Source organism: Microcoleus sp. M2_D5, from assembly GCF_036701935.1.
GTDB lineage: Bacteria > Cyanobacteriota > Cyanobacteriia > Cyanobacteriales > Microcoleaceae > Microcoleus.
This window is the reverse complement of sequence record NZ_JAUBRP010000016.1, coordinates 1-25830: the sequence shown is the minus strand read 5'-3', so window position 1 is coordinate 25830 and position 25830 is coordinate 1. Positions and strand designations below refer to the sequence as shown.

Here is a 25830-nt window from a genome sequence, read left to right as displayed (position 1 = left end):
TTTTTTTTATTAACCGCAGAGACGCAGAGAACACAGAGAAAGAGAAGAAAGGTTCAGGGTAATTATGGCACAAAATTATTGGAATACAGCTCTTTATGAGCAAAATCATGCTTTTGTTTGGCAGTACGGCGAATCGATTTTGGAGTTACTCGCTCCGAAGGCTGGTGAACAAATTCTGGATTTGGGCTGCGGTACGGGACAGTTAACTGAAAAGATTGCTCAAAGTGGTGCTTTTGTGCAAGGTATTGATTCCTCTTTGTCGATGATTTCCACGGCAAAGGTTAACTATCCTCACATTAACTTCGCTGTCGCAGATGCGAGGACTTTTCAAGTAGAATCTCCGTTAGATGCTGTGTTTTCTAATGCAGTTTTACACTGGATTAAACAGCCGGATGCTGCGATCGATTGTGTGGAAAAAGCGCTGAAGCCCGGAGGGCGTTTTGTGGCTGAGTTTGGCGGTAAGGGGAACGTGGGGGCGATCGTCCGCGCACTTTTGAGTGTTTTGTCAGAAATTGGCTGTGATGAACCTGAAGCGCTTAATCCTTGGTATTTTCCGAGTATTGGCGAGTATGCTGGGCTTTTGGAAAAGCAGGGATTTGATGTGGGTTATGCGGTTTTGTTCGATCGCCCGACTCCCCTAGAAGGTGGCAGCGCGGGTATGGTAAATTGGATTGAGATGTTTGCTGGCGGGTTTTTGTCGGGGTTGTCTGATGATGTGCGATCGCAGGTAATTAACGCAGTTGCAGAGCGTTTGCGATCGAGGCTGTACCGCGATGGTAATTGGAGTGCAGATTACCGCAGAATTCGCGTTGTGGCTGTAAAACCGTAGGGTGCGTCGCGATCGCAAATCTTCAAATTCGAGAACATCGTCAGGTGCGTCGCTTCCTGAAAACTCGATTTTTCACCCAAATTTTTAGCAGCGACGCACCCTAAGTTAAGTGTTTTGTATGGTGCGTCGCTTCCCGAAAACTCGATTTTTCACCCAAATTTTTAGCAGCGACGCACCCTACGTTAAGTGTATTTGTAATGATGACTAATGACTACTTGATGCTGTAACTCGAAACTGTATTTTCCAACAGCATCGCAACAGTCATCGGCCCGATTCCTCCCGGCACCGGCGTGATAAATTCGGCTACTGTTTTAACAGCATCAAACTCAACATCTCCGGCCAAACGGCTAGTATCGTCTGGATTGACGACGCGGTTAATACCGACATCAATTACTACCGATCCGGGTTTTACCATATTAGCTGTAATCATTTCTGTGCGGCCGACTGCGGCTATTAAAATATCGGCTTGATTGGTAATCGATTCTAGGTTTTGCGATCGCGAATGAGCTACAGTAACAGTGCAGTCGGCTTCTAACAGCATCAGCGCCATCGGTTTACCCACCAAAATACTGCGGCCCAAAACTACAGCGTTTTTTCCTTTTAAATCAATCTGGTATTCCTGCAATAACCGCATCACTCCGGCGGGAGTACAACTCCGCAAACCTTCCTCGCCACGCACGAGACGGCCTAAATTGACAGGGTGAAGTCCGTCAGCATCTTTGTCGGGGGCAATTTGGTACAGCAGCGCAATTGCATCTAAGTGTTCTGGTAGCGGTAATTGAACTAAAATGCCATCTACTCGATCGTCCTCGTTGAGTGCACGAATTGCAAGTTCTAGTTCGGCTTGAGTGGCGTTTGCGGGGTAATGCTGGCCGAAGGAAGCTATGCCAACTTTAGCGCAGGCTCGCTCTTTATTGCGAACATAGGCTGCGCTAGCTGGGTTGTCCCCTACCATCAGCACCGCAAGTCCCGGAGGACGCCCCTTTTGGGGTTGTAGGGCGCGGACTCGATCGCTCAGCTCGCTTTGAATCTTTGTCGCTAAAGCTTTGCCATCTAGTATTTGAGCAGTTTTGGCATCCATTGTAGACTCTGGGTTAGGGGCTGACGATTTTAGATTTTAGCTTAATCGCCGCCAAGGACTACACTAGAGAAGTTTCTTACTTGCGATCGATTCTTAGGATTCTGTTAAAGTAAGTCGTACCTCACATCTCAAATCAGTTGACCAATGACTACTGCAATTCAGCAAGTTTGGGTTCAAAGATTCTGTACCAGCTCTTTGTCGCTAATCCTCGCCAGCGGTTTTTTCAGTTGCGGCAATTTACCCATGTCTCAACTCAATCTTGGCTTTAATGTGGCTAGCATTGGCGACGTTCAACAAAAGCGGCAAATGGATGCTGAAGTTTATCTCCGGGGAAAGGTGGAAAATCGCGCTCCGTTTGTAGGGAATGCGGCTTATCAACTTGAGGATGGTACTGGCAGTATTTGGATTTTAACCAAGCAAGAGTTGCCCCAGCTTGGCGATGAAGTATTGCTGAAGGGAGAAGTCCGCTACAAGAGTATTACTCTAAAGGATTTGGCCGGAAAAGATTTAGGTGAAGTTTATGTTGAGGAAATGGAACAATTAAAGCGCACTCCAGCGGCAACTAAATAAAAATAGGAAGATGCTATAGCCTTTCTCAGTAACATGAGGTGGTCATAGGGCTCCGTGGGCATAGGGTTCGCCCCCATACTTCACCACGCTTGAGAACCGCTATAATTTATTTCATTAAGTAATTCTATTTCATAAAAATCAAGGGTTTATAGTTGCGCTTGGGCGATTTCGACCTGTTTATTTATCCTCAAAGTTCCTTAACCATAATATTATGGTCGGGGCAGGTTTACCTAGATTTTTGGTTGGTTTTACAGATGTTGGTGAACCAGCCTTTACAGCAATTTATTCCTTCTTCCTTCTTTCTTCTTTCTTCTTTTTAACAAATGACTAAAATTCACGTTGCGATCGCGATTTTGTACCAAGACGGCAAGTTTCTCTGTCAGTTGCGAGACGATATTCCTCATATCAGGTATCCCGGACATTGGGCTTTGTTTGGCGGACACTTGGAACCGGGGGAAACGCCGGAAGTTGCTGTATTGCGGGAATTATCAGAGGAAATTGGCTATGCTCCTGCAAGTGTTTCTTTTTTCTGTTGTGATGTCGAAAAAGATGTGGTTCGCCACGTTTTTTATGCACAACTTGGTGCAGATGTCAAGGATTTAGTTTTGCTTGAGGGTTGGGATATGAAGTTGTTGACACCCCAGCATATTCGGGCAGGCAAATGCTTTTCTGAGCAGTCAGGAGATGTGCGACCTTTTGGGATTGCTCACCAGCGTATTTTATTGAATTTTATTGACTCGATTTGAAACTCTACTGATATTTGTAGGGTGCTCTTGGGCCTTGCACCCCACATTGCAGGGGGTTTAACAGTTAAGAGCGAGCCGCAATCATTCCCGTTTGGCGCGCGTACTCAAACAACCCTCCGGCATCTATTACTGGGCCTACTTCTCCTAAAGGTTTGAGCGAGAAAGTTCGATCGAGAGTGTGGTTGACAATTACCTCTGCTGTAAAGTCGACCGTCACTTCTTGGCCGGTTACAAACAAGTCGCACAGCCGATCGACTGATTCGATCGGGTACAATTCGCCAGTAGCCGAGCAATTGCGAAAGAAAATGCGCGCGTAAGACAAAGCCACTACCGCTGTGACACCTGCCGCCCCCAGAGCGATCGGAGCGTGCTCCCGCGAAGAACCGCAGCCAAAATTTTCGCCCGCTATGATAATCGGGTACCGGGTTTTCTGTTCCCCGGATTCGATAAACTTACCGTAGCGATCGGGCAACCCAATCATTGCGTAACTGCCTAGTTTCTCGTACTCGTCCGGCTTCGAGGGAACCAGGGTCAGGTATTCGGCAGGGATAATTTGATCTGTATCGATGTTGTCGTCTACAACAAAAATTTGACCGCTAATTACTTTACCCATAGTTTATTTCCTGTTAGCCTCGCTCGATGCTGTGGTGATAATTTTAAGTGGATCGGTATGCAAGATTTGCATCTGTTCATTTTAACCTGGCAGTGTCAGTGATAACCTGTATGAGTAAAAATTAGATCCGAGACTTTGGGTTAACAATTAACAGATTGCTAAGCGTCAAGATAGTTTTATGGCAAATCCAATAGATGACATTGCTCGACAAGCTCGCGAGGGCTCGGTTGCATCGATTATTCAAATCCTTAATGACGAGCTGGCACAGGTAGGGGTAAGGGCCCGAGCCGTGTTTGCAGACGGGGTGCTGCAACTGCTGTGCGAAGCTGCAACGCCCCAACTGCTCGAAGAGTCTAGTTTGGTCGATCGAGTCCGAGAAATTTTGGAACGCATTTCGCCCCGCAATATTCGCCGAGTCAACATCAACAGCCGGCTTGTCCGAGAACACCAACTGCTGTGGCTCGAAGAAATTAGCCGCGATCCGGAAAATCAACTGTTGTGGTCTCAACAAATTAAACTCAGAAAGCCGAATTTGTTCAAGCGTTTAGCTCTGAGCAACCATCACGAACGACAAGCTCTCGCCAGCAAGCGGGCTTTGCCGAGAATGGCTGTACCTCGATCGATGCAGGAACCGCGGCAATTTCAGCGCGGTATCGTCGGCGGCATCAGTTTGACCGTGCTGTTGCTCGCCGCCGCGGCCGCCATCTACAAAGGACTCAATTCCCAAGTGCCAAAAAGCACACAAGCCAGCACCCAAGCAGTTGCCACTGCCCCTTCCTCGGTGGCCAAACCTGCTTTGAAAATTTCTAAGGATACTGTTAATTCTGCTGTTGACTCTTTTGCACAAGCAGTGCGAGTCGCCGAACAAGCAGCCACCGACGGCAAAACCGCTCAATCTCGCGAGGATTGGTTAATCGTAGCTGCTAAGTGGCAGCAAGCTTCCGATTTGATGGCCGCCGTGCCTTCCCAGCATCCCCGCTACACAACGGCTCAGAACCGGACGGCACTTTACCGCCAAAATAGCGATAAAGCCCAACAGGAAGCACAAAATAAGTAAGCAGGTAAGTCGGATAGATTTAAATCTAGAGTTCGCCATGCTGCTCTAGGTCTTGTGAAAAATGAGTTTTTGAGTCAAAACTCGGAAACTCTCAGCTATGTTATGAGTGATAATTTGGGGATTTTGAATTTTTGCGATCGGCGTTACTCGATCGACCCATTTGTATCAAAATAAAAATTTTTTAAGATCGCAAACTTAAATAGGAAACATCACAGGGTGAGGAGAGGGGTGTCACTAAGCGGTCTCTAGAAAAACTTCATACTACTAATAACCATCAAAATTAGCGGGAATGGGATTGATAGTCGTCCGGTAAAGGATGGTAAAGTTCATCCCGTACAGCTCCAAGGATAAGAAACAGGAAAATATAACTCGGTCAGATATGGGTATATTTTTACATATCGAGCGACCGGCCGATCGGCTCCACAAACACAGAAAGCAGACTCATAATGGTTAAGCCGACAGTTATGGAGAGGTTCTATATTTGTTGCAGCGGTAGTCGGCTCAAACATCTTAGAATAAAGGTTTGGTTGCCATGAGCGATCGCCGGGGAAATCAAGACTTTACTTCGATCGACAGATCGCCGTCAGAGTCTTGCACTTTGCATTTACCGCAAATCCCAGAACCAGTATCAGTCCAAAAATTTCTGGATCGTCTTATGCAGTACCAGGTCGATCCTGCCCTTATCGGGCGACAAATTTGCCAAATTCTCACCACCAGCTTCGATCGAGAACTCCTGCTGCTGCAAATAGCCAATACTTTGGGGGTTGCATGGGGGGCAGATTTCTGTGTGGTCACTGCTGTGGTTGACCAGAAAGTAGTACATCCGAACGCTTACTGGCAAAATTGGAGCAATCTCCCTTATGTTGCCGATGTTGCGGGTTCCACTCAAGCACCGGAACACCCCCAAACGACAGAATTAAAACCGCCTAGCATATCACTCGAACATCCCGCTTGGGCAAACGTCCTAGCAAACGGAGAGATAGTGGCGATATCCGACTATCTTGATATTCCGGCAGCTTCATCGCCCAATTCCCCTGTGACTCCGCTGCCTTTTCGGGCAATTTTAGCAGGGCCTGCGCGATTTGGAGGGGCTGTAAATGGCATGATGATTGTTGGTAAGTCGCAACCTTACGACTGGTCGGTAGCCGATCTGCAGCGCCTTGAAGCAGCATCAGACGCGATCGGCAGCGCGATTTCTCACATTCAAAAAACTCAAGAAATTGCCAGCTTAAACGAACAGTTACAGCAACAAGCTAAATACAAAAATCTACTCAGGTTAGTTGCTGCCTCGGACGACCCCAATTCAGAAGTCGATCGAATATTGCAGCAAGTTATTCAAAATACCGTCGATACCCTGGAAGTAGATAGAGGCCAAATCCTCCTATTGAAATATACAGATCCTCTATTTACAACTCGCTCCCCCAATCAAACTCCCAAAGCGAAAGTCGAATTAGTTTGCGAATCGGTTGTAAAAAAATATCCAAATAAACAGGCAATAACACAAAGCGCAGTCGAAAAAAAAAGCTCAACATCCAGAAGAAAAAACAAGGAAAAAACGGCTAATTCCCTATCCAAAATCCCCAACGCAAAATCAAATAACTATCCAGGTTTTTGGCTGTCAGAATCTAACTTGTGCCACCAAGCATTCCACAGCGCACCCAAACCCCTAGCCCTCGCTGACGCAGGCGAATTAATCGCCAAAGAACAAGAAGTAGCCAGAGAAATTTTGAAACTCCAAGGCATTCGCGGCTTGCTGCTGGTTCCCATCACGGGCGGTAGCTGCCACGAAACAGTTTTGGGTTTCTTGGTTTTGCAGCACTCGAAGCCGCGCACTTGGAACCCGGAAGAACTAGAAGTTCTCGAATCAGTCAGCGCTCAAGCCAGCAAGATGATGATCCAAACTCAAACGCTTAAGGAATTGCAAACCGCAGTCTTAGACAGAAACGCTCAGTTGCAGCAAAGTCTCGACGTGCAGGGGAAACTGTACGAACAATCTGCCAATCAGCTAGAGCAAATGCGGAAATTGAAGCTGGTTAAAGACGAGTTTCTCAGCACTCTGAGTCACGAGTTGCGTACCCCTTTAACAATCATGAAGCTGGCGATTCTGATGCTCAAACAAGCTGAACAGCCGTCAGCGAATCGGACTAAGTATCTCGACATTCTAGAACAGCAGTGTTCTAAGGAAACTGCTCTGGTTAACGATTTGCTGGCCCTCAAGCAGTTTGAGCCTCAGCAAGTCCCAATTTCTCTAATCAAAATCGATCTCAACCGTTTATTTCAAGATTTAGTTAGGGATTTTGAAAAACAGTGGGCGGATAAGCAATTGACTCTGAAGGTGGATTTGCCCAAGTTGGCCCCTTGCTGGGAAACTGACCCGGACATTCTCAATCGGATACTGCTGGAACTGCTGACGAATGCTGGAAAATACTCTGCTTCTGGAACGGCAGTAGTTTTGGAAGTGTCTGAGGCAGCCGGCTATATTGTCCTGAGCATTTCTAATTTCGGGCGCGGCATTTCTGCGGCTGATTTGCCCCATATCTTTGAGAAATTCCGCCGTGGCACTGGCATTACTGACCAAGCTATTGCCGGTACGGGTTTGGGGCTGGCTCTGGTAAAGTGTTTAGTGCAGCACTTGAATGGTACTATTGATGTATCTAGCTGTCCGGCAGAAAGTTCAGAAGCTGAGAATTTGTGGCGCACATCTTTTACTCTGACTCTGCCCCAATTTGCAGCGGAACTCTGTAATCTAGAAGAATAGTTCGGTTGAGAAGCTGCTCTTAATTGGCAGCGAACAGGCGAAACGAGAAGACGGGCCAGAAGAGGGAGATTTTGGAATGTCGTAAACGCTACCAAGTCCTCTGTTTTGAATTGTTTGTCTCGTTACTGTCTAAATTGCCGGTTCTCGATTCCTGATTTTGTCGAAAACTTATATTATGTCTGGTTATTGGCCTGTAATTAGCGCGTGTTTGTAGTGAGTTCGACTGTCCTCTATTTATGAATTAATCAGGACTGGCATTACTTACTATAAACTTAATTATAATTGTATAGCAGGAGATGATTGTACGCAGTATAGACCAAAGAAACTGAGTTTTTTAACTGTTTCAAAGGCCTGCAACCCGTCTTTTCGTACAAGCCGGTTTCTGCGTCCTGGATTGTCCCTAAAAATTGTCACGGTGCATGGAATTCGATCGCCAATATTATGCTCACAAAAGCTGCACCTAAAACCCTGCGCTGGCAACGTTCTAAATATTCGCCACTGGCACGGCAAATAGACATTTTTGCAGCGGCGGGAAAGTTTATGTTTTTTTTGTGGTGGGACGCACTGCTGCAAAATAATTCCCCTCATACTAGAAGAATTCGCGCTCATTGGTTGGTCAATACTTTGCTGAATTTAGGGCCGACTTTTATTAAAATCGGGCAGTCTCTCTCGACTCGCGCGGATTTGCTGCCGCTTGAGTATGTGAAGGAACTCGAACAGTTGCAAGATCGGGTTCCTCAGTTTAGTTCCGAAGAGGCGATCGCTCTTGTAGAATCAGAGTTAGGCAAGGATATTTATGCTTTGTACCGCGATTTTGACCCGTCGCCTCTGGCTGCTGCGAGTCTGGGACAGGTACACAAAGCGAGGCTGCACACCGGGGAAGATGTGATTGTAAAGGTGCAGCGTCCGGGTTTGGGAAGTTTATTTGATTTGGATGTCAAGGCGGTGCGCCAAGTGATGCGTTTTTGCGATCGCTATTTGCCTGGGACGCGCAAATATGACCTAGAATCTATTTATCACGAGTTTTTTAAGATTTTATATCAAGAAATTGACTACGTGCAAGAAGGTAAAAATTCCGATCGCTTTAGCCATAATTTTCGAGAATATCCTCAGATTATTGTCCCCAAAGTCTACTGGCAATACACTACTAAAAAAGTGCTGACTCTAGAATACGCACCAGGGATTAAGGTGGACGATCGCATTAGTTTAGAGGCGATTGGAGTCGATATTGTGAAACTCAATCAACTCGGAATTTGCTGTTATTTGAAACAGTTGTTAATTGACGGTTTTTTTCAAGCTGACCCGCATCCGGGAAATTTGGCTGTGACAGAAGATGGTAGCTTGATTTTTTACGATTTTGGGATGATGGCTGAGGTGAAGTCTTTGGCTAAAGACCAAATGGTCAAGACGTTTTTTGCTGTGATGAGAAAGGATACTGACGAGGTACTCAATACTTTAATTTCGATCGGCTTGGTTGAGCCGATGCCGGATATGATGCCGGTACGCAGGCTGATTGCTTTTCTGTTGGATAAGTTTATTGATAAGCCGATCGACTTTCAAGCTTTTAATGAAATTAAGAACGAACTTTACATCATGTTCGAGCAGCAACCGTTTCGCTTGCCTGCAGAAATGATGTTTATTGTCAAGTCGGTGACGACCCTCGACGGCATTGCTAGAACTCTCGACCCTAACTACAATTTCCTAGCATCTGCTCAGCCTTTTGTCAAGAGTATTGCGGTGAGCAAGGGGCGGGGAAATGCGATCGGAGAATTGGCAAGGCAAGCGCGAAGTTTTATTACATATAAGTTACGGCAGCCGAGCAAATCGCAAGTTTATCTCAAGCGTTTGGAGCAGCGAATTGAAGAGGGCGAACTGCAAATTAGAGTGCGAAATATCGAGAGCGAAAGAGCCTTGAAACGCATTAATTTAGCCCTGAAAACTCTAATTTTCGCTTGTTTGACTGGTTTTGTCTTTTTGTCGGGTGCAGTGCTGCTGGTGGGCGGATATCAAACGGGGGCGATCGCAGCTTTTGCGGTTTCGGGATTCGGTGCCTTGTTTGTGTTGCGCTCGTTGTTAGACTTGTTGGTTAAGGAAAAGCTCGATCGAATGGTCGAGCGATAAATATACTGGGTAATTGAGAATTGCGATCGTAAGCTGCTAAGCATTTAAATTGAATCCAGATCCGAGTTCTCCGGCCGGTTATACAATAGCAGACGATCGGCTGACCTTGGTAGTGCAAACTAAGGATCGCGAATTAAATAATTTACACTCTTGAAAGTGGGTTGGGCTCTTATAGCCCGCCCTTTCTGGACGGGCTATAAGGCCCATCCCACAAGAACCATCACGCATTCTAAGTTATTTAATTCTCATTCCTAAACTTGTTAAAATAATTTGCGACTTTAGGTAGGGGCGGATTCTCAAAGCACGAAGTTATACTCCTAACATATATTAAACGCGATCGCCCGCCCCTACAAAAAATGTACGCCCAAACATTGCTAAAACCAGACGGCCGCCCCCTCACACTGTACAGCCGCTACCCAATCCCAGAAGGTATCGCCGCCGTAAGTCCCAGCAATGAACCCGTACAGGCAAACCCGCACTTTCGCTGGCATCCTTTGCGGGGGGAATGGGTAGCATACGCCAGCCACCGTCAGGGAAGAACTTTCATGCCGCCGCCGGAATACAACCCGCTGGCAGCTACAATTAACCCTAAGTTTCCGACAGAATTGCCGCCGGGAAATTACGATGTAGCAGTGTTTGACAACCGCTTTCCCTCGATGACTTTGCAAGCAAAAAATGCACCTGCAAATATTGTCGAAACTTTGCCAGCTAACGGCATTTGCGAAGTCGTTGTTTTTACTCAAGATCCGCTAGCTTCCCTCGGTTCTTTGGAGTTAACTCATTTGGAATTGCTGTTAGAAGTCTGGGCAGATCGCACTTCAGTTATTGGCAGCAATTCCGAAATTCAATACGTCTTGCCCTTTGAAAATCGCGGCGTCGAAGTCGGAGTAACTTTGCACCACCCCCACGGACAAATTTACGCTTATCCGTTCGTGCCACCGGTGCCGGCACGGATGTTAGAATGTCAATCGGATTACTATCAAAAAAACAGTAGCGGTTTGCTGCAAGATTTGATTCAAAAAGAGATTTCCGACAACCAGCGAATTATTTATTTAGACGAAGAGGCGATCGCCTTTGTCCCCGCTTGCGCCCGCTACCCTTACGAAGTGTGGATAGCCCCCATATCCCCCGCTGCTACATTTATCGATTTGACCCAAAAACAGCGTCAATCACTCGCTAAAGCATTAAAAACAGTCACCCTGAAATACGACGGTTTGTGGCATCGTCCTTTCCCTTATTTGATGGCTTGGTTTCAAGGCCCTACAGACGGGAAACCCCATCCAGAAGCGCATTTGCACGCCCAATTTTATCCGCCCTATCGATCGAGCGATCGGCTAAAATACCTAGCAGGAACCGAACTCGCCGCCGGAATGTTTGCCAACGACGCTTTACCAGAAGAAAAAGCTAAAGAATTGCAAGGAGTATCTATCGATTTTAGATTTTAGATTTTAGATTTTAGATTGAGGAAATGCTGACTCAAATAATTAATTTTCTTCCTTCTTCGTGGGGTGTCCCGCCCGCCCTAAAAATATAATTTAGATGCAAGAAAGCAGATGATAAACTCATTAAACCCAGAAGTTGACAGCAAACTCGAATTCATCCGCAAAGCCTTAACCGAAACAAAAGCCATCGCCCTTCGCTTGCGCGGTACAGACTGGTTTGCTTGGGCCACAGCCGGCGGTTCCCATACAGTATTGCTAACCGCAGAAACCGGAGTTGCAGAAATATTAATTACCGCCGAAAACGCTTGGGTTCTCACCGATGAAATCGAAGCTCAACGCTTGCAGGACGAAGAATTGCCAGCCAACTTTCAAATGCACATCTATCCTTGGGCTGATGTTGCACAGCGCGAAGCTTTTGTCAAAGAAATTACTGGTGGCGGTAACGTCATGAGCGATCGGCCAACTTCCCAAGAAATGCCAATAATCGCATCTTTACAATCCCGCAAACAGACAATGATGTCAAGCGAATTAGAGCGATACCGGCGAGTCGGGCGTTTAGCCAGCGAAGCGATGACAGAGGTACTTTCCGCCGCCAAACCCACATGGACAGAATATCAGCTAGCGGGAGCCGGTGCAGAGGCTTTGTGGGCGAGAGGTTTGCATCCAGCCCTGACATTAGTTGCTGGAGAAAGGCGTTTGCCGCTGTACCGCCACGCCACAGCAACCGCCGAACAAATTGGACGACAAGCAATGTTAGTATTTTGCGCGAGGGGATGGGGTTTGTATGCAAATTTAACTAGATTTGTCTGTTTCGATTTTCTTGGGGAAAAGCATTCAGAGTTGCACCGAAAAGTCAGAGAAATTGAAGCAGCGGCGCTAAATTTGTGTCGGCCCGGAGTAACGCTGAATGCGGTTTACGATACGCTTAAAACTGCTTACGAAGAGCACGGATATCCTCAAGCAATTGCGGAACACCATCAAGGCGGAACTACCGGATATTTGGCGCGGGAAATTGTGGCGAATCCAACTACTTCAGATATTTTGGCAGAAAATATGGCTGTGGCTTGGAATCCGAGTTTGTCTGGAGCAAAAATTGAGGATACGTTTTTAATTCACAGCGATGGAACGTTGGAAAATTTGACTTTCGATCCGAATTGGCCGAGTGTAGAAGTCGCGGGAAGGTTGCGCCCTGTGCCGCTGGAAATATGGGACGATCGACCTTAGTCAATCTCAAGCACTACCGAGCGATCGCAACCCGCTACGACAAACGCGCTGCAAACTTTTTAGGTGCAATTTATCTAGCAGGTTCTGTCATTTAGCTTAATTTAGGACACGCCCTAGAGGAAAAAAGGAAACTACCCTACAAAACGCATTAAATTGAGTTGCGATCGCCGCACTTAATGTTTTGTTACATACTGATGATTTTTCCCACCGACTTAGTTAAGCAAAAACGCTGCTACATAAAGGTTTCCAGGAGTTGCAGTCATGTAAAAGATTTGTCAAAACCGGGAAAGTCTCACTCCGTATTGGTTTGGATCGGAACGATAGCAGCAGGCGGCGGAACTTCCCCTCACTCTACCTCACAGCCCTGTATTTTAGTCTGCCGTTTCTAATTCCTCTAATTCTTGCGTAGACTGCCATCCAGCTTGCCAGAGCGATCGGTCTTTTAGCTGTGCCGCGTTCAGCCAAAAACGCACATTTGGATCGCAAGCCGCCACCATTTCTGCAAATACCCATTTACCTTCGTTTTTTCGATTGACCACTTGAAAGTGTCGCCACCCCCAAGTTTTTTGGTGTGAAGTCCATCGGGAACCAACTAAATAAGGAAATTTTTGTTTTTTGCTCACAGTATTTTTGTCTAAAAATATATTAGAAAGCCGCTGACTTGTAATATAGCCATCCTAAATCCTTTGTGTAATTCTTGTAGGGGCAAGACCCACGCCCGGTTGCCCCCATGAGGCCGGGGTAGGCAAAGAAAGGTACTATCCCTACATTTTTGTACCACTCCTGCAAGGATTGCTATAACTCGTTCTGTTTGATGATATTAATTCCCTATTAAAGCTCGTCAAATCCTCTCCCCCTCTCCCCTTCTGGCGAACATACCAAATAATATAGATCCGCAGCAGCTTACATGAGAGTTCACCTAAACTCTATCTGCAAGTAGATGTGTTTATTGTAACTTGCAGCAGTTTCGCATCGGGGTTCAAAAGTAAGGGCAGTTCAATGACTGCCCTGTAATTAGTTATACCTATTGAATAGGATAATTTTTCAGGCGATCCACAAATAGCAAATTTATCCAATACCAGCTACATCGTGAATCTCAAATCTAAAAGCAAATAACCCAGGTTATAGTTGTGCAGAATAATCCTTTCTGTGAAACTTACTCAAATCTACTTTTAGAGCAGGTTTGACGTTCACTTCCTGTTTCTATCAAAGCGGTCGGCCGCTTCTTGTCCGCAGGCGTGTTTTCGAGCCCAACTTTCCCTCCAAACATTTTTTCAATCTTAATCGTGTTTCATTGATCCTGTACAGCTCAATAAAAACGCACTTTTAGGTAAGATTGACTAATTTCTTTGATTCTGTCGCTACCTCTTGATTACTTCCCTGTTAAGGCTTTTGGCCTGATAAGTCCAGAGGAAGTTGGGGAAGTCGGAGGCGAACCGCATTTGTTTGCAGCCAGAGAGTGATAGCGTGCTTCCGTTGCGGAGTCACGTACTCTCCTGGTCGGATCACGCCAGCACAGACGCCGATGTTTTTAATAAGGGTTTCTCGTTCCGATGAACTTGCACCCTGTAGCAACCTGACTTGGGCTTTGATAAAATCCACGTTCATAGCTGAAAGTAAAAGTAAGTAAAGAACTCAGTTAAATAGCGATGCTTTGATTCCGATTGTAACTCTAAAACCACTTGGTATGAATCAAATTGATTCAACATCCCCTGGATGGGGATCGGGGGGTCTAGAGCTACCCAACTTTATTTACTTTATCTGTTTTTGCTAGCAAAAGTGTCACTATGCTAGCAGTTTTGGCAGAATTCTTTATAGTTAAGAACTGTTACAAATTTGGCTCGATTTCCACAATACGGCAGAGTTTAGTGCTAACGCTACTTTCCTGACCTCAAAAAGTTCAGCCTTGTCTCCAACTCCTTGCCTTCCTAGGTTTTAGACTCCCCGATTGGGAAGCGATCGCTCCGGGAACATTCCTCTTCGATCGCCCCTCTTAACACCCCGACACCGCCACATCACCCTATTGATTTAGCTCGTCCTGTAGACTTGGCTGTGGACTATAACTTCAGGCATACGTGTTGTTACCGGGGCTACAATAAGCAAGCAAGTTTTTATTCTTGTTTCTCAAGGAAATATTTTTTGGATTTTCTTGGAAATCCCTTATTCGTGTTAATTAATGCACCTTTGTCATCTCCGGGCCAACGAAGACTCGCAGCTTGCGAATCCAGATATTTTTTGCTGTGTGGCGGTGAATCTGTTTCCTGAATTCCTTGGGGGCGATCGCACGTCGGCGAGAATTGTCAGTAACGGTTCATTTTGTATAATTCATAACAGATAGGTCACTGTTCGTAATTTAAAAACCGTACAAGTTTAAACAGTCTTCCATCCATCGATCCTAAGAGCCTACCAAGATCGATAAAAAAATTAACTGTGCATAGCCAATTTCTCAAGACGATTTTGCCTTATCAATTTGCTTGAGATAGCAGTTATATCTAGCCAACTTTCTGAGTAAATTAACTTAAAAAAATTAATTGGAAATCACAAGGAATTAAAGATACTGATTTTTTGATATGTTTTAAATAAAAGTTATTTATGATTAATTTATCATTTTTTAACTATCTTTATAGCCATCTTTTTTGTTATAAAAATATTTTTTGACTGTAGAGGCGTCGGCTCAGGAAACTCTGGACGTGAATTTAAAATATTAATTAATCGGCGTTGCAAAATTTGAAGATTATTGTGGAGATTAGGGTTAGGCGTTCCGCCTGCTGTGAAAATACACGCCTTCGGTCTCATGGGCCCATCCACCAAAAACATTAAAATCATCCCACTCTTATGCAACCCTCATTAACCAGCTCATACGATATCTTTCACTATACAAAAACGCACCGACCAGGCAACATATAAAAACCCCTCCCGCAGAAGCTGGGAGGGTAAATGGCGAATAAAATTATTGGTTTTAAATTATCGATATGTAGGTCTCTTTTTTTAGTATCAAGAGGTATCGATCTAGCCAACGACTGATGTTGGTCAGTCGCTAAAATAATTTCCCGGTGGGAAACCGAGAAATTATCAAGTAAATCAACTTTTTTTCTGCTGGCGTTGGAGCTTAGTTTTCCAATTGGCGATATCCTTCTGAGCCGGCTGATAACTCTTAGTACCCGACGGCACCAGCGAAGCAGCTTCAACTGCCTCTTTCAGCTTTCCTTGAGAGCCGCGCAACTGAGCAATTTTGAGAATACTTTCGCTCCACTCTCCAATTAACTGTTGAGCTTCTTCATACTTCGGCTGACCGGGCTCAATTTTATTAGCTTGCTGGATGCCTCTACTGTAAGAAGAGGCAACCCCCCGCTTAATTTGACCCTTAGCAGCCGATAGCAAAGCAATATTTACATCCTGGTCTTTGGATAGATCCTCCCACTGAGCGATCGCCTCTTTCGACTGATTGTAAACAGGCTTATTGACATCCGGCATCAATTTAGCCGCCCCGATCGCCCCCTGGAAATCGCCCCGAGCAGCCCGCCCGTTAGCTATATCCAAAATCGTTAAACTCCAGCGCTCAATATCCTGCTGAGCCTGCGGGTAGAGCGGATCGCTAGCCGGAATCGTTCGAGCCTTAACCACCGCTTTATTAAAACTAGAAGCCGAACCATCCTTGAGGAAAGTTTTCGCCTCAGCCCACACCTGCTGGCTCGATGGTGGCTGTTTGGTTCCAGCCCCTGCTTGCACCGCCCGCGGTTGGTTCTGTGACCCCCCAGTACCAGTAGATTGTTGAGCTCCTGAGTTTTGGGCCTTTTCAGCAGGCGATCGAGGATCTTCTTCCTGCTGACCGATAAAAATTGATTTGTTCGTCACAAAAACACCCAACAGCAACACCAAAGCCGTAGCTGAACTCCACAAAACTAGCTGCTGCAAAAATGACTTATCCGACCCCCCGTTAGGCTCATCCTCCGGCTTTTGCAAGTTCGGTCGATCGCCCCCCCCATCGGCAGGAACCACTGCCTTCGGCTGCGACACAGGCGGCATCTCAACCGGCGAATCCTGAGCGTTGCGAACTGCCGGAGGCAGATCCATTCGAGCCGTAGCCGTCGCCATTTGCGGGCGATCGAACCCATCAGCCGTACCAACCGTCATATTGCCGTTGCGTCCGGCCAACGCAGCAGTTGGTACCCCTACATCGGGCAAAATCACCAAATTAGCCTTTCCCGGAGGATTCACCACCATCAAAGGTTCTTGTTTCGGACGCAAATGGTGGTCGCACAGCTCCGGCAGCCGAGCGCTCAAAAAACGGTCTAAACCCTTAATCGTCATGCACTGTCCCGAGCGTAGCCCCTCCAAAAGCGCCGTCGTAAAAAACCCCTGACGCAAAGCCGAAGTTTCCCGCGAAACTTGATTCGGGCGGCAAGAAAGCACCGTTGGGATTTCCAGTTCCCGCGCCATCTCGACCGTTTGAGAGCCGATCGTTTCCCCCGCTTTCACAATTTGGCTGCGGTTCATATCAACCAGCACCAATACCGTTTCCGTAGGAGCGTTTTTCAGAGTATTCAACAGCAACTCAACCGGAATCCCCGTACCCTTAATGTCAGCCGGATTGCCGTCAATCGGCATCAAATAATCCTTACCTTCATAGCTGACACCGTAGCCGCTAAAAAAACACCAGAGTAAATCTCCCTTTTGCACATGTTCGCCGCAGAGGCTTTGGGTCAATCTCAGAATATTTTCCCGATTTGGATATGTAGATTGACCCCACAGCGACGGCGAGCTATCGGTCATCAGCAGACATCCCTCCGGCGCAAAACCCGCATCCTCAATCAAAAAACCGTACAATCCCTCTGCATCCTCTTGGGCATAACTCAAAGGCTGGAGTAACTGATATTGATTGATGCCTATTGCAATACAAGCGTGATTTTTCATCCCGATATGCCCTATATATATAGTGGACTGCTTGCACAAAACGATAACACATAGCCGTTGAAGGTTATACCCACTTTCGCCAGCACTCAGAGAGCAGTTGTCCGAAGGCAGAACTCCCAACAAGCCCCCAAATTTAGCATCCTAGAATTTTTAATTTTTATATTACAGTCAAAAATTATACCCTGTACCTACCTTTAGAAAAATAAAGTTAAATTGGATACAGAGGTCAGTCTATTTGAGTCTAATTTTCACCAAACTACACCAAAAAGGAATAACCCGCCAATGGTCTCTACCGCCCAAAAAGAAAATTCCCCCCACAGCCAATCGCTACTGAAGCAAAAGCATCCTAAAACTCACAGTCACTATAGGTTTCAGGATTTTTTTGCCTTCGATCGCCAGATGGGTACAATTGACGACTGGAATCAGTCGCGCAACATTTTTACCAGCGAAGACTTCATTATCGGTTTGGTGGAGGGGCTCGAAGAAGAAGTCGGCCCTGCGTCCTCTGTCATCATGTATACTATTGGTTGCCAGTGGGGACTCCAAGATTCCGAATTTTTTCAAAAATGGTTTAGTGCCGAATTCAGCCAGAACATTCGCCAGTCAAATCTCATGTTTCTGCTAGAAACTTGGTGGTGGCCTTTCACGGCTCAAGGTTGGGGTCGCTGGGAAGTGGACATGAGCGATCGCAAACACGGCTGCATCTTCATCAACCTCTTTGACTCAGCAGTTGCTCGCACATTGGGCGACGTAGGCAAACCGGTTTGTCACCTATACGCCGGTTTGTTCGCCGGTTTCTTCGGGTCTTTAGTCAAAAAGCCTCTGAGCTGCATAGAACTCCAATGTTACTCAATGGGAGAAACCTATTGCAAGTTCCTGCTTGGCAACCCAGATAAAATTGATGCAGCAGCATTCTGGCTCAACGAAGGTGCCAACGCCCGCGATATTCAAAATCGACTGCAACACGGTGAAATATTGCGGTAAACAACCTGGAAAGGCACATCCCCTGCCCTGCCTTTCCTCCCACCAATTTCGCGATCGAAAGTGCGATGGTGGATTTCTCCAGGCAGGAAGAAAGATGAAAAGTCAAACTTCATGGTTGGATCAATCTGTCCAAGAATTCTTTGGTCACTATAATTGGCTGGGAAAATCTTTAGAAACCTCAAATGGCTCGACCCCCGGTCAACTTCTGAGTTTAACCCAGCCAGTAGCAGACTTTTTTCAAGCTATTTCTTGGGAAGGAATTCCGGAAGTAGGTGCCCTACCCCTACCACCACCCTTGCCAGTAATTTCTATTACTGAACAAGCAGAAGTCACTATTGATGACCTATTCGACCTGTTTTAATCTGTGTAGGGAATGGAAAATGAAAAATAGGGCAATCCCTCATCCATCTTCCCTCACTCCTCTTTCCTCATCCCTCAAAATCCATTAGTTAAATCCGTTAAATCCCGTACACTGCTCGTTGCCGAACTTCCTTCCTTTTATCAATTACCGATTACCACTTAATTAAAATCATGCACCCTGAGATTGAGGCGCTGCTGGATCAGGCAGAAAACCGCTTTTTAAAAGGCGAAGAACTCCTAGCTTTTAAGCGTCAAGCTGTAACCCTTGTTCAGCGCTTAAAAATTTACGAATTTTTGCGAGAGAAGGAAGCAAGCATCTTCCAACCAGTAGCCAACAAACTACAAGAAACATTCCCCGACGAAAAGCAAGAAACCTTAGAACGATCGCTCAAACACTGGGTGTTAGTCTTGCGGTACTGCGCTATGGCTATGCTGCTCAACGATCGAAATTTTCTCGAACAGCGCCTTGTAGACTGGCTTTCCGGCATAGTCGAAGCCCACCAAACTCAAAAAATTGAAGCAACTGTTTGCAATCTGCTGCAAACTCGTTTAAAAGAATTGCTTTCCGAGCAAGCCCGGGCTATATTGCAACCATTTTTCGACCAAGCACAGTCAATTATTATTGATCGAGGTAATAAATAATCAGCTTTCTTCCCAATTTCCAATTCCCGATTCCCAATTCCCAATTCCCGATGATTAATATTGCCGACTTACTCAAACAGCCCCGACTCCCTGGAAACTACTTTGCCAGCGATGCCTACGTCCGAGGCGACCTCGAACTCGGCCTCCTCGAAAACCGACGGGGCGATCGGCTCTTAGCACTCCCAGAAACACTGATTCAAGCCATTTATATCGGCTTAGAACAAGAAACAGGTCAAGCCTCCCGCCTCGTGCTTTTCAACTGCGGTCGCTGGTGGGGTAAAAACTTCTACGTGCGTTTTTGCGAAGAAGTCAGCGAATACTACGGTCAGCCAGTTTCTGAAATGGAAATGGTAGAATTTCTTCAGTCCTTACAGCAGTGTTGGAAAACTCATGGATGGGGAACATTTGATCTAGACCCTAGCTATTCCGAACATGGATTCTTAATAGTAAAAATTGCTAACTCTCTTTTTGCTAAAACAGCCCCCAAGTCTAAGCGACCAGCCTGTTTTTTAGAAGCAGGTATTTTAAGTTCGTTCTTTAGTCAGCTTACGGGTCGAGAACTTCACTGCCTGCAAACATCCTGCGAATCATTGGGCTCGGACTGCAACCGCTTTATTTTAGGGCTGCGCGATCGCCTCCAACCAGCAGATTCTATGGTCGAAGAAGGAAAAGACCATGAAGCTATTATCACTCAACTTTTCCAAAAAAACTGACTTATTTGACAGCTATTACCTTGTTGCTAATAGCTGTCAAAATGAAGTTTTGGTAGTCATCTTATCCACCGTATCATCAAAAATGTGAGTTAAATCATAAAAAAGATTCTAAGTCAAAAAATTAGGTTTTAGCAATTTAAATAAAACCTGATTATAACTAGCAGCAAGAAAATTCATAACTTACTCTAGAAATTCCTAAAATTTAAAAGCAATCAAAACCTCAAATATTTTGCTAAAACTTAATGGACGCCAATGAACTTCTAACTCGATATGCAGCCGGCGAAAGAGATTTTAGACTGGCAAATCTGCGCGGTATTGTGTTGAGTCCGATGGATTTATACCGTTCCAGCGATGCCCCAACTCTAATTTTGGCAAACCTCAACCAACACCAGCAACGACCCTACTTAATCGGTGCTAACCTCAGCGGGGCAGACCTCACCAAAGCCCATCTGAGTCGAGCCAACCTCAGCAAAGCTGACCTCAGCGGAGCCAATCTCACCGGCGCCAACCTCATGGCAGCAAGTCTGAGTGGAGCCAATCTCATCGGAGCCAATCTCACCGGCGCCAACCTAGCCGGATCTCATCTGAATTGGGCAAACCTGACCGGAGCAATTCTTCCCAATGCTAATCTCATAGGTGCAGATATGAGCGCCGCTAACCTCACCAAAGCCGTTCTCACTCAGGCCAATCTCAGTAAAGCCTATCTGATTAAATCCAATCTCAACGGAGCAAACTTCAAAGATGCTTGCTTAAGTCTAGCGAGTCTCAAAGAGGCAGACTTGACCGAAGCACAGCTCACCGGAGCCGAATTATCCAAAGCCAACCTAGCCGGAGCCAACTTAACCCGCGCTAACCTCAGCAAAGCCAACCTGTTGAAAGCTAATCTCAGGCGAGCTAACCTCACTCAAGCCTATTTAAACGGCGCGTGCTTGAGCGGATCAGACCTTAGCGAAGCTTGCTTGGATAGAGCCAATATGTGCAAAGCAGACCTCAGCAAAACCTATCTGAGAAACATTACTTTGAATGGCAGCCACTTAAGCGGTATTAACCTCAGTGGGGCAGACCTCAGCGGTGTAGACTTGAGCCGCAAACTTTTAACTGGAATTAATATGGCAGAGGCATTGTTGAATGAAGCCAACTTAAGCGGTGCTTATCTGATGGAAGCTAACTTGAGCGGAGCCAACCTCAGCAAAGCCAACCTGAGTCTAGCCTACCTGATCAATGCCGACCTTTCTAATTCTTGCCTGCATGAAATTAACTTGACCAAAGCTAACCTGAGTAAAGCCAACTTGCAAAAAGCTGACTTGACAGGAGCCAACCTCCGGGGAGCGATTCTCAGTGAGGCGGATTTGACCGGAGCGAAGTTGATTGGAGCCACTCTTCCTAACGGCACAGTTTATAGGCGTTAACTTCTCAACTCCCTTGATTATTTGCCCAGTAAAGTGCGGTTGATGTCCAGAATCGGAAAAAATAGGTTCCTTTCTTCTACTGTGAGATATTGTTTGAGGACCTTTTTCATTACATCGTAGGTCACGGTCGCAGTATTTCTAACTTGAACAGCGCCTAAAATAGTTTGCAACCAAAGTAGTAGCCGATCGCGCAATCGTTCCGTATCATTAATCAACAGTGCTGCCGCTGAATGCCTCAACACCCGCACAATATCTCCACGGCACTTTTCAGTCATATCGTTAGCCCCCCGCCGAAATAAATTAGGGTCTAGAGACAGCATTTGTGCTTCCAGTTGCCGCATAATTTCTGTTTCAGAGGCTTGAATTTTTTTATAAGCACTCATCCGGTGATTCAAAGACTGAAAGTAGTCTTTCAAAAATAGGAGTTCTTCTGCACTGGCGTACCGTCCGTCTGTTTCCGTGCTCAAACGCGCAAGTTGGCTCAACATAGGTTTTTCTCTACTACTAAAATACAAACATATCAGTTTTAAGCTTCTTTAGTGCGAACTAAATACTGTCCTACTTGAAAGCGGGTTTCATTAAGCTGTGTAACGATAGAACGAGTAATTAACTTTCCTGATTCTACAACTACTTGACCCGTAATTGGGTGTAATAAATCTTGCTGGGCCCGGCGGCCGATCAGAGCTTCGACATTTTCAATAGCATTAATGTACATCCCCGCAGGCAACTCTACAACCACACCCTCGCCCATAATTTGAGCCTGACAAGCAAGTCGCGAATTGGCTTTAGCCGTAGTAATGACTTCCAACGTCCTTTTTTCGCGGCGGTTCATGTCCGACAAGCCTTCCATGCCTTCTTTAATGTAAACATGGCAGGTAGCGCACATTCCCCGCCCCCCGCATTCCTTGAGAACGTCTAAGTCTTTGGAAAGTAAGGCAGACAGGATATTCGATCGGGTTTCGACTGCTATTTCCTCCGCAATTGGATCTAGTTTAATAATTTTAACCATATTGATGTTTACTCCTGTTAACTTCAGTATTTAGCAAGTTACGATCGACTTATTCAAAGCGCAAAAAAATTTGGCTAACACTCAAAAAGGTTAAGATGCCTTGACGACAGCATCGGCTTCTGCCTCTCTAACCTTTATGGCATAACCGCACTTCTGTTTTGGTCCTATCGCTGTTTCCTCGCCCCGATTCCCCAGCTTAGCCTTGAAAAGCTAAAACCTTAGAAACTTTCTGGAGGGCATTGAAAAAACTGTAATAGTCGCGATCGACTAAAATAGCAGCCACAGGTAGTTCCCGATCGGGTACAGGCATCCGGCAAGATTGATAGTGATTCCGAAGCTCAAGGATTTTAGTAGGTGCGACTGTGCGATCGCTCTCAAGGAGGCTGAGAATGAACCTGAGATAACATAGGCTGTACCTGGCGAGCGATTCAAAAATTTGAATTTTTGTCAGAATTATTTACATATTTTAATACTAGCTCAAGCTTTTTCTATAATTAGACCGATGCAACATTCTAAGTACCGCATTTTAGGGCTAGTCGGACAAGGACAATTTGGTCGAGTCTTTTGTGCCAGCGTTCGAGAAGCTCCCGCCAAGGACTCCCGCCTCACCAGCCAACTGGTCGCTCTCAAAGAACTCAGCCATCAAAAAGCCCCAACTAGCGAATTTTTGCGAGAGTTATGGTTTCTGATCACCTTGCAGCACCCTAACATTGTCACCTGCCGAGCTCTAGAACACACAGCTACAGGCAGGTACTTGGTTATGGACTACTGCGAGGGAGGAACCCTCCGCAACCTGCTCAAACAAGACCGCCCCTTGCGTCTGCTCGAAGGTTTGCAGCTAGTCATGGAAGTTTTAGCAGGCTTAGACTACGCCCACCGCCGAGGCGTAGTTCACTGCGACATCAAACCCGAAAATATCCTCCTAACTTTGGGATCCAAAGGTTGGTCGCCCCGGCTGTCTGACTTTGGCATCGCGCGCCGCCTGCCAGAAATCGGTACGACTCGCCTCCACCAAGAAATTTCTCCCGACGCTACCGTAGGTTCCCCTGCTTACATGGCCCCTGAGCGGTTTTACGGTCTTTTTTCCCCGATGTCAGATATATATGCAGTAGGAATTCTGCTGTTTGAATTGCTAATGGGCTACCGCCCTTTCGGGGGAACCCCCGGAGACTTGAGGTGGGCGCACCTGAATCAACGCTTGCAATTTCCCGACGCCATCCCCGAACCTTTGCAAGCAATAGTCAAAAAATCTTTAGAAAAGCTGCCAGCCCGCCGTTTTGCCAGTGCTTCCCAAATGGCTCAAGCTCTGCGGCTGATCATGTACGACCCCGCTGTCAGGCAATTGGGCGACTGCATTATTCCCTGGGAAAACCCCACAACCAGTGGTGATAAAAGTCTGAAGTCGGAAACTGACTCTTTACTGGAAGTTGAAGAGGAAAAAGCTTCACAGTCAGCTATTAATTTACTTGGGACTGTGCGCCCCAAGCTTTTGCACTCCGAGCCACTGATACTTCCTGCACCGTTGACCGCTTTAATTGCCACTGAAACGTATCTATATGCTGCTGTAGGTACAGAGGTCAAGGTTTGGTCTCAGCCGGGAAAACAGCTAGTTACAGGAGAAATGTCTATTTCTATTTCATTAATGCCGGAAATCGTGCGCGGCATTTTACCTGTTTCCCACGGCTGCTGCGTTCTCACTTCGCAAAAACTTTACTGGCTCTACGATCGCTCTTGGGAACCTCAGTGCCTGCTGGATATGGGTTTTAGGCAAGGCCCAGATGCTTTAAAAGCTGCTGTTGACTCTCACGGTAACTGGTTGACAGTAGCGGTTCCCGGCGAACTGCGTTTTTATTCTTTAGCGGGAAACAGCACAGCGGGCGATCGGGAAAAAGCCCTGAAGCCGATCGCTACTGTGCCGTTACCAGAACACTATTTACCAGAATTAATGTTTTTGGATCGGCGACACGTCTTAGCCGTTTGGCCGGACAACGAACCAAAAAATCCCCAAACTATTTTTAGAGTTTACACTCGCCGCGGCACGCCGGTGGGTTCTGTACGGTTGTCGGCCAGCGTCGGACAGATCCTATTGACACCTGAGCCTTATACTTTGCTGGGAATTCCCCAGGGTGGTAAAGCGGCGGTGCTGTTAATGAAATTGTGGCCGCTCAAGGTAGCGCGAATTCCCCTGGAAAGTTTGCCCGTGTCTGCTTGTGTGGCTAATTGGGGATGGGTGTTGGCAGATGTTGGGGGGCAGATAGAAGTGTTAAACAGTCAAGGGATGCAAGTAGGGAGTTTTAACAGCCCCGCCTCACCCCGGGCGATCGCTCCCTGGGGGAATAAAGGTTTGGTGATTGCTGTCAATACTGAGGAAGAGAGTCACTTGCACTTTTTAGATGTAGATGTTGAGGAGACCAACTCGCGCTCGATCGTCAAGGGCTGATAACTGCGGTAACTGAAGGAGTTTGGGGGTTTCATTCAGGATAGTGTATTTGCGGGCGATCGATTCCTGGGAGTTCGATCGGGGTTAGAGTACCGTGTCGTGTCAACTTCTGGATTTTGAATCACAGGAATTGTTGAGGGCGATCGGCTCAATCTGAGACCCAAACCTCCCTCAGTAAAGTCCAAGAAATGCAGACACCAGTTACATATATATGACTCATGCACCAGCCTGCTTCTGTCATCCTAAGCCCATGATGCAGCCTCACACCTTACACTCTAACTTTGCCTTACCTATACTCCAAGTAAGCCCCATCATGTTGAAGCACTGAGTCCTTCTACCCATGCGCGGGAAATAGTCCGCCCCAAAGCCGTATTTGACCCCAAAAAAAGACCCCATAGTTAAAAGAGGAGTCAGCAAGGGGAAACCGGAGCAGGCGATAAATGTCGAAACCCTTACTGTGTATAGGATAAAAAAAAACTCAAAAATATTTTTACAAAACGCTTGACAACTCTGGGGAGAGTTGATACATTAATAAAGCGCCAGAGAGAGAGCGGTTCAAACAACCGCGAACTCTAGGCAAAAAACTGAACCTAGAAAAAAGAATAGTTTGAAAGCTTAAAGCACTATTAACCTCGTCAAAAAATCAAGATTGAGAGTAAAAGCGAGAGCTGAACTTAATATCGCAAACAACGAGAAAAAAGTCAAGGGAAAAAAGCCAGCCTTGGTGCTGAGTAGAAAGAACTTGACGAGCCAAAAAAAACAATCCAACACGGAGAGTTTGATCCTGGCTCAGGATGAACGCTGGCGGTCTGCTTAACACATGCAAGTCGAACGGAGTAGAAATACTTAGTGGCGGACGGGTGAGTAACGCGTGAGAATCTGCCTTCAGGACGGAGACAACAGTTGGAAACGACTGCT

21 protein-coding genes and 1 rRNA gene are annotated in these 25830 nt (G+C 46.2%); 15 read left to right on the top strand and 7 right to left on the bottom strand.

The genetic code is table 11. The annotated features are described in order from the left end of the window. Positions 1-64: 64 nt before the first annotated feature. Positions 65-829, top strand: a complete 765-nt coding sequence (locus QUA50_RS09165) for a methyltransferase domain-containing protein (protein ID WP_333263118.1) — start codon at positions 65-67, stop codon at positions 827-829. A 211-nt stretch (positions 830-1040) separates the two neighbouring features. Here QUA50_RS09165 and folD read toward each other — a convergent pair whose 3' ends face one another. After that, the gene (gene folD, locus QUA50_RS09160; RefSeq protein WP_333263115.1) at positions 1041-1910 is read right to left on the bottom strand and encodes a bifunctional methylenetetrahydrofolate dehydrogenase/methenyltetrahydrofolate cyclohydrolase FolD; all 870 of its coding nucleotides are present in this window, start codon (positions 1908-1910) and stop codon (positions 1041-1043) included. Positions 1911-2054: 144 nt separating this feature from the next. On the opposite strand from folD, the gene QUA50_RS09155 reads away from it, so the two are divergent. Both QUA50_RS09155 and QUA50_RS09150 read left to right on the top strand, forming a co-directional pair. Continuing rightward, entirely contained in the window at positions 2055-2480 is a 426-nt protein-coding gene (locus QUA50_RS09155) for a DNA-binding protein (protein ID WP_333263112.1), read from the top strand. Between the two features lie 323 nt (positions 2481-2803). After that, positions 2804-3226: an NUDIX hydrolase gene (locus QUA50_RS09150; protein ID WP_333263109.1), complete on the top strand. Its 423-nt coding sequence runs from the start codon at positions 2804-2806 to the stop codon at positions 3224-3226. Between the two features lie 64 nt (positions 3227-3290). Here QUA50_RS09150 and QUA50_RS09145 read toward each other — a convergent pair whose 3' ends face one another. Next, positions 3291-3839: a LeuD/DmdB family oxidoreductase small subunit gene (locus QUA50_RS09145; RefSeq protein WP_333263107.1), complete on the bottom strand. Its 549-nt coding sequence runs from the start codon at positions 3837-3839 to the stop codon at positions 3291-3293. Between the two features lie 178 nt (positions 3840-4017). Between QUA50_RS09145 and QUA50_RS09140 the strand changes: the two genes are divergently transcribed. From QUA50_RS09140 to QUA50_RS09120, 5 genes are all read left to right on the top strand, one after another. After that, entirely contained in the window at positions 4018-4896 is an 879-nt protein-coding gene (locus tag QUA50_RS09140) for a hypothetical protein (RefSeq protein ID WP_333263104.1), read from the top strand. 532 nt (positions 4897-5428) lie between these two features. Then, positions 5429-7654 carry an ATP-binding protein gene (locus QUA50_RS09135; protein ID WP_333263301.1) on the top strand — a complete coding sequence of 742 codons (2226 nt, stop codon included), beginning with the start codon at positions 5429-5431 and terminating at the stop codon, positions 7652-7654. Between the two features lie 441 nt (positions 7655-8095). Beyond that, positions 8096-9775 carry an AarF/ABC1/UbiB kinase family protein gene (locus tag QUA50_RS09130; RefSeq protein ID WP_333263101.1) on the top strand — a complete coding sequence of 560 codons (1680 nt, stop codon included), beginning with the start codon at positions 8096-8098 and terminating at the stop codon, positions 9773-9775. Positions 9776-10131: 356 nt separating this feature from the next. After that, a complete protein-coding gene (gene galT, locus QUA50_RS09125; RefSeq protein ID WP_333263099.1) occupies positions 10132-11220 on the top strand; it encodes a galactose-1-phosphate uridylyltransferase in 1089 nt (362 codons plus the stop codon). Positions 11221-11328: 108 nt separating this feature from the next. Beyond that, entirely contained in the window at positions 11329-12441 is a 1113-nt protein-coding gene (locus QUA50_RS09120; RefSeq protein WP_333263096.1) for a M24 family metallopeptidase, read from the top strand. A gap of 371 nt (positions 12442-12812) precedes the next feature. Here QUA50_RS09120 and QUA50_RS09110 read toward each other — a convergent pair whose 3' ends face one another. The 3 genes from QUA50_RS09110 to QUA50_RS09100 all read right to left on the bottom strand — a co-directional run bounded on the left by QUA50_RS09110 (position 12813) and on the right by QUA50_RS09100 (position 17355). Further along, positions 12813-13064 carry a TIGR02450 family Trp-rich protein gene (locus QUA50_RS09110; protein WP_242725377.1) on the bottom strand — a complete coding sequence of 84 codons (252 nt, stop codon included), beginning with the start codon at positions 13062-13064 and terminating at the stop codon, positions 12813-12815. A gap of 760 nt (positions 13065-13824) precedes the next feature. Further along, positions 13825-14049: a hypothetical protein gene (locus QUA50_RS09105; RefSeq protein ID WP_006635912.1), complete on the bottom strand. Its 225-nt coding sequence runs from the start codon at positions 14047-14049 to the stop codon at positions 13825-13827. 1473 nt (positions 14050-15522) lie between these two features. Continuing rightward, positions 15523-17355: a peptidase C14 gene (locus tag QUA50_RS09100; protein ID WP_333263093.1), complete on the bottom strand. Its 1833-nt coding sequence runs from the start codon at positions 17353-17355 to the stop codon at positions 15523-15525. A 282-nt stretch (positions 17356-17637) separates the two neighbouring features. On the opposite strand from QUA50_RS09100, the gene QUA50_RS09095 reads away from it, so the two are divergent. From QUA50_RS09095 to QUA50_RS09075, 5 genes are all read left to right on the top strand, one after another. Beyond that, positions 17638-18339, top strand: a complete 702-nt coding sequence (locus tag QUA50_RS09095; protein WP_333263090.1) for a V4R domain-containing protein — start codon at positions 17638-17640, stop codon at positions 18337-18339. A 94-nt stretch (positions 18340-18433) separates the two neighbouring features. Further along, positions 18434-18700, top strand: a complete 267-nt coding sequence (locus tag QUA50_RS09090; RefSeq protein WP_333263088.1) for a hypothetical protein — start codon at positions 18434-18436, stop codon at positions 18698-18700. Positions 18701-18870: 170 nt separating this feature from the next. After that, complete coding sequence (locus QUA50_RS09085; protein ID WP_333263085.1) at positions 18871-19341, top strand: phycobilisome protein; 471 nt, start codon at positions 18871-18873, stop codon at positions 19339-19341. A gap of 50 nt (positions 19342-19391) precedes the next feature. After that, positions 19392-20054: a V4R domain-containing protein gene (locus tag QUA50_RS09080; protein ID WP_333057688.1), complete on the top strand. Its 663-nt coding sequence runs from the start codon at positions 19392-19394 to the stop codon at positions 20052-20054. 242 nt (positions 20055-20296) lie between these two features. Then, entirely contained in the window at positions 20297-21463 is a 1167-nt protein-coding gene (locus tag QUA50_RS09075) for a pentapeptide repeat-containing protein (RefSeq protein WP_333263080.1), read from the top strand. Between the two features lie 17 nt (positions 21464-21480). Here the strand turns inward: QUA50_RS09075 and QUA50_RS09070 are convergent, their stop codons facing one another. Next, complete coding sequence (locus QUA50_RS09070) at positions 21481-21951, bottom strand: phycobilisome protein (RefSeq protein ID WP_333263078.1); 471 nt, start codon at positions 21949-21951, stop codon at positions 21481-21483. Between the two features lie 38 nt (positions 21952-21989). Beyond that, on the bottom strand, positions 21990-22472 hold the full coding sequence (locus QUA50_RS09065; protein ID WP_333057691.1) for a 2Fe-2S iron-sulfur cluster-binding protein: 483 nt from the start codon (positions 22470-22472) through the stop codon (positions 21990-21992). Between the two features lie 502 nt (positions 22473-22974). Between QUA50_RS09065 and QUA50_RS09060 the strand changes: the two genes are divergently transcribed. Next, positions 22975-24912 carry a serine/threonine-protein kinase gene (locus QUA50_RS09060; RefSeq protein ID WP_333263076.1) on the top strand — a complete coding sequence of 646 codons (1938 nt, stop codon included), beginning with the start codon at positions 22975-22977 and terminating at the stop codon, positions 24910-24912. Positions 24913-25678: 766 nt separating this feature from the next. Continuing rightward, positions 25679-25830: ribosomal RNA gene (locus QUA50_RS09055) — 16S ribosomal RNA — on the top strand; the annotation flags it as partial.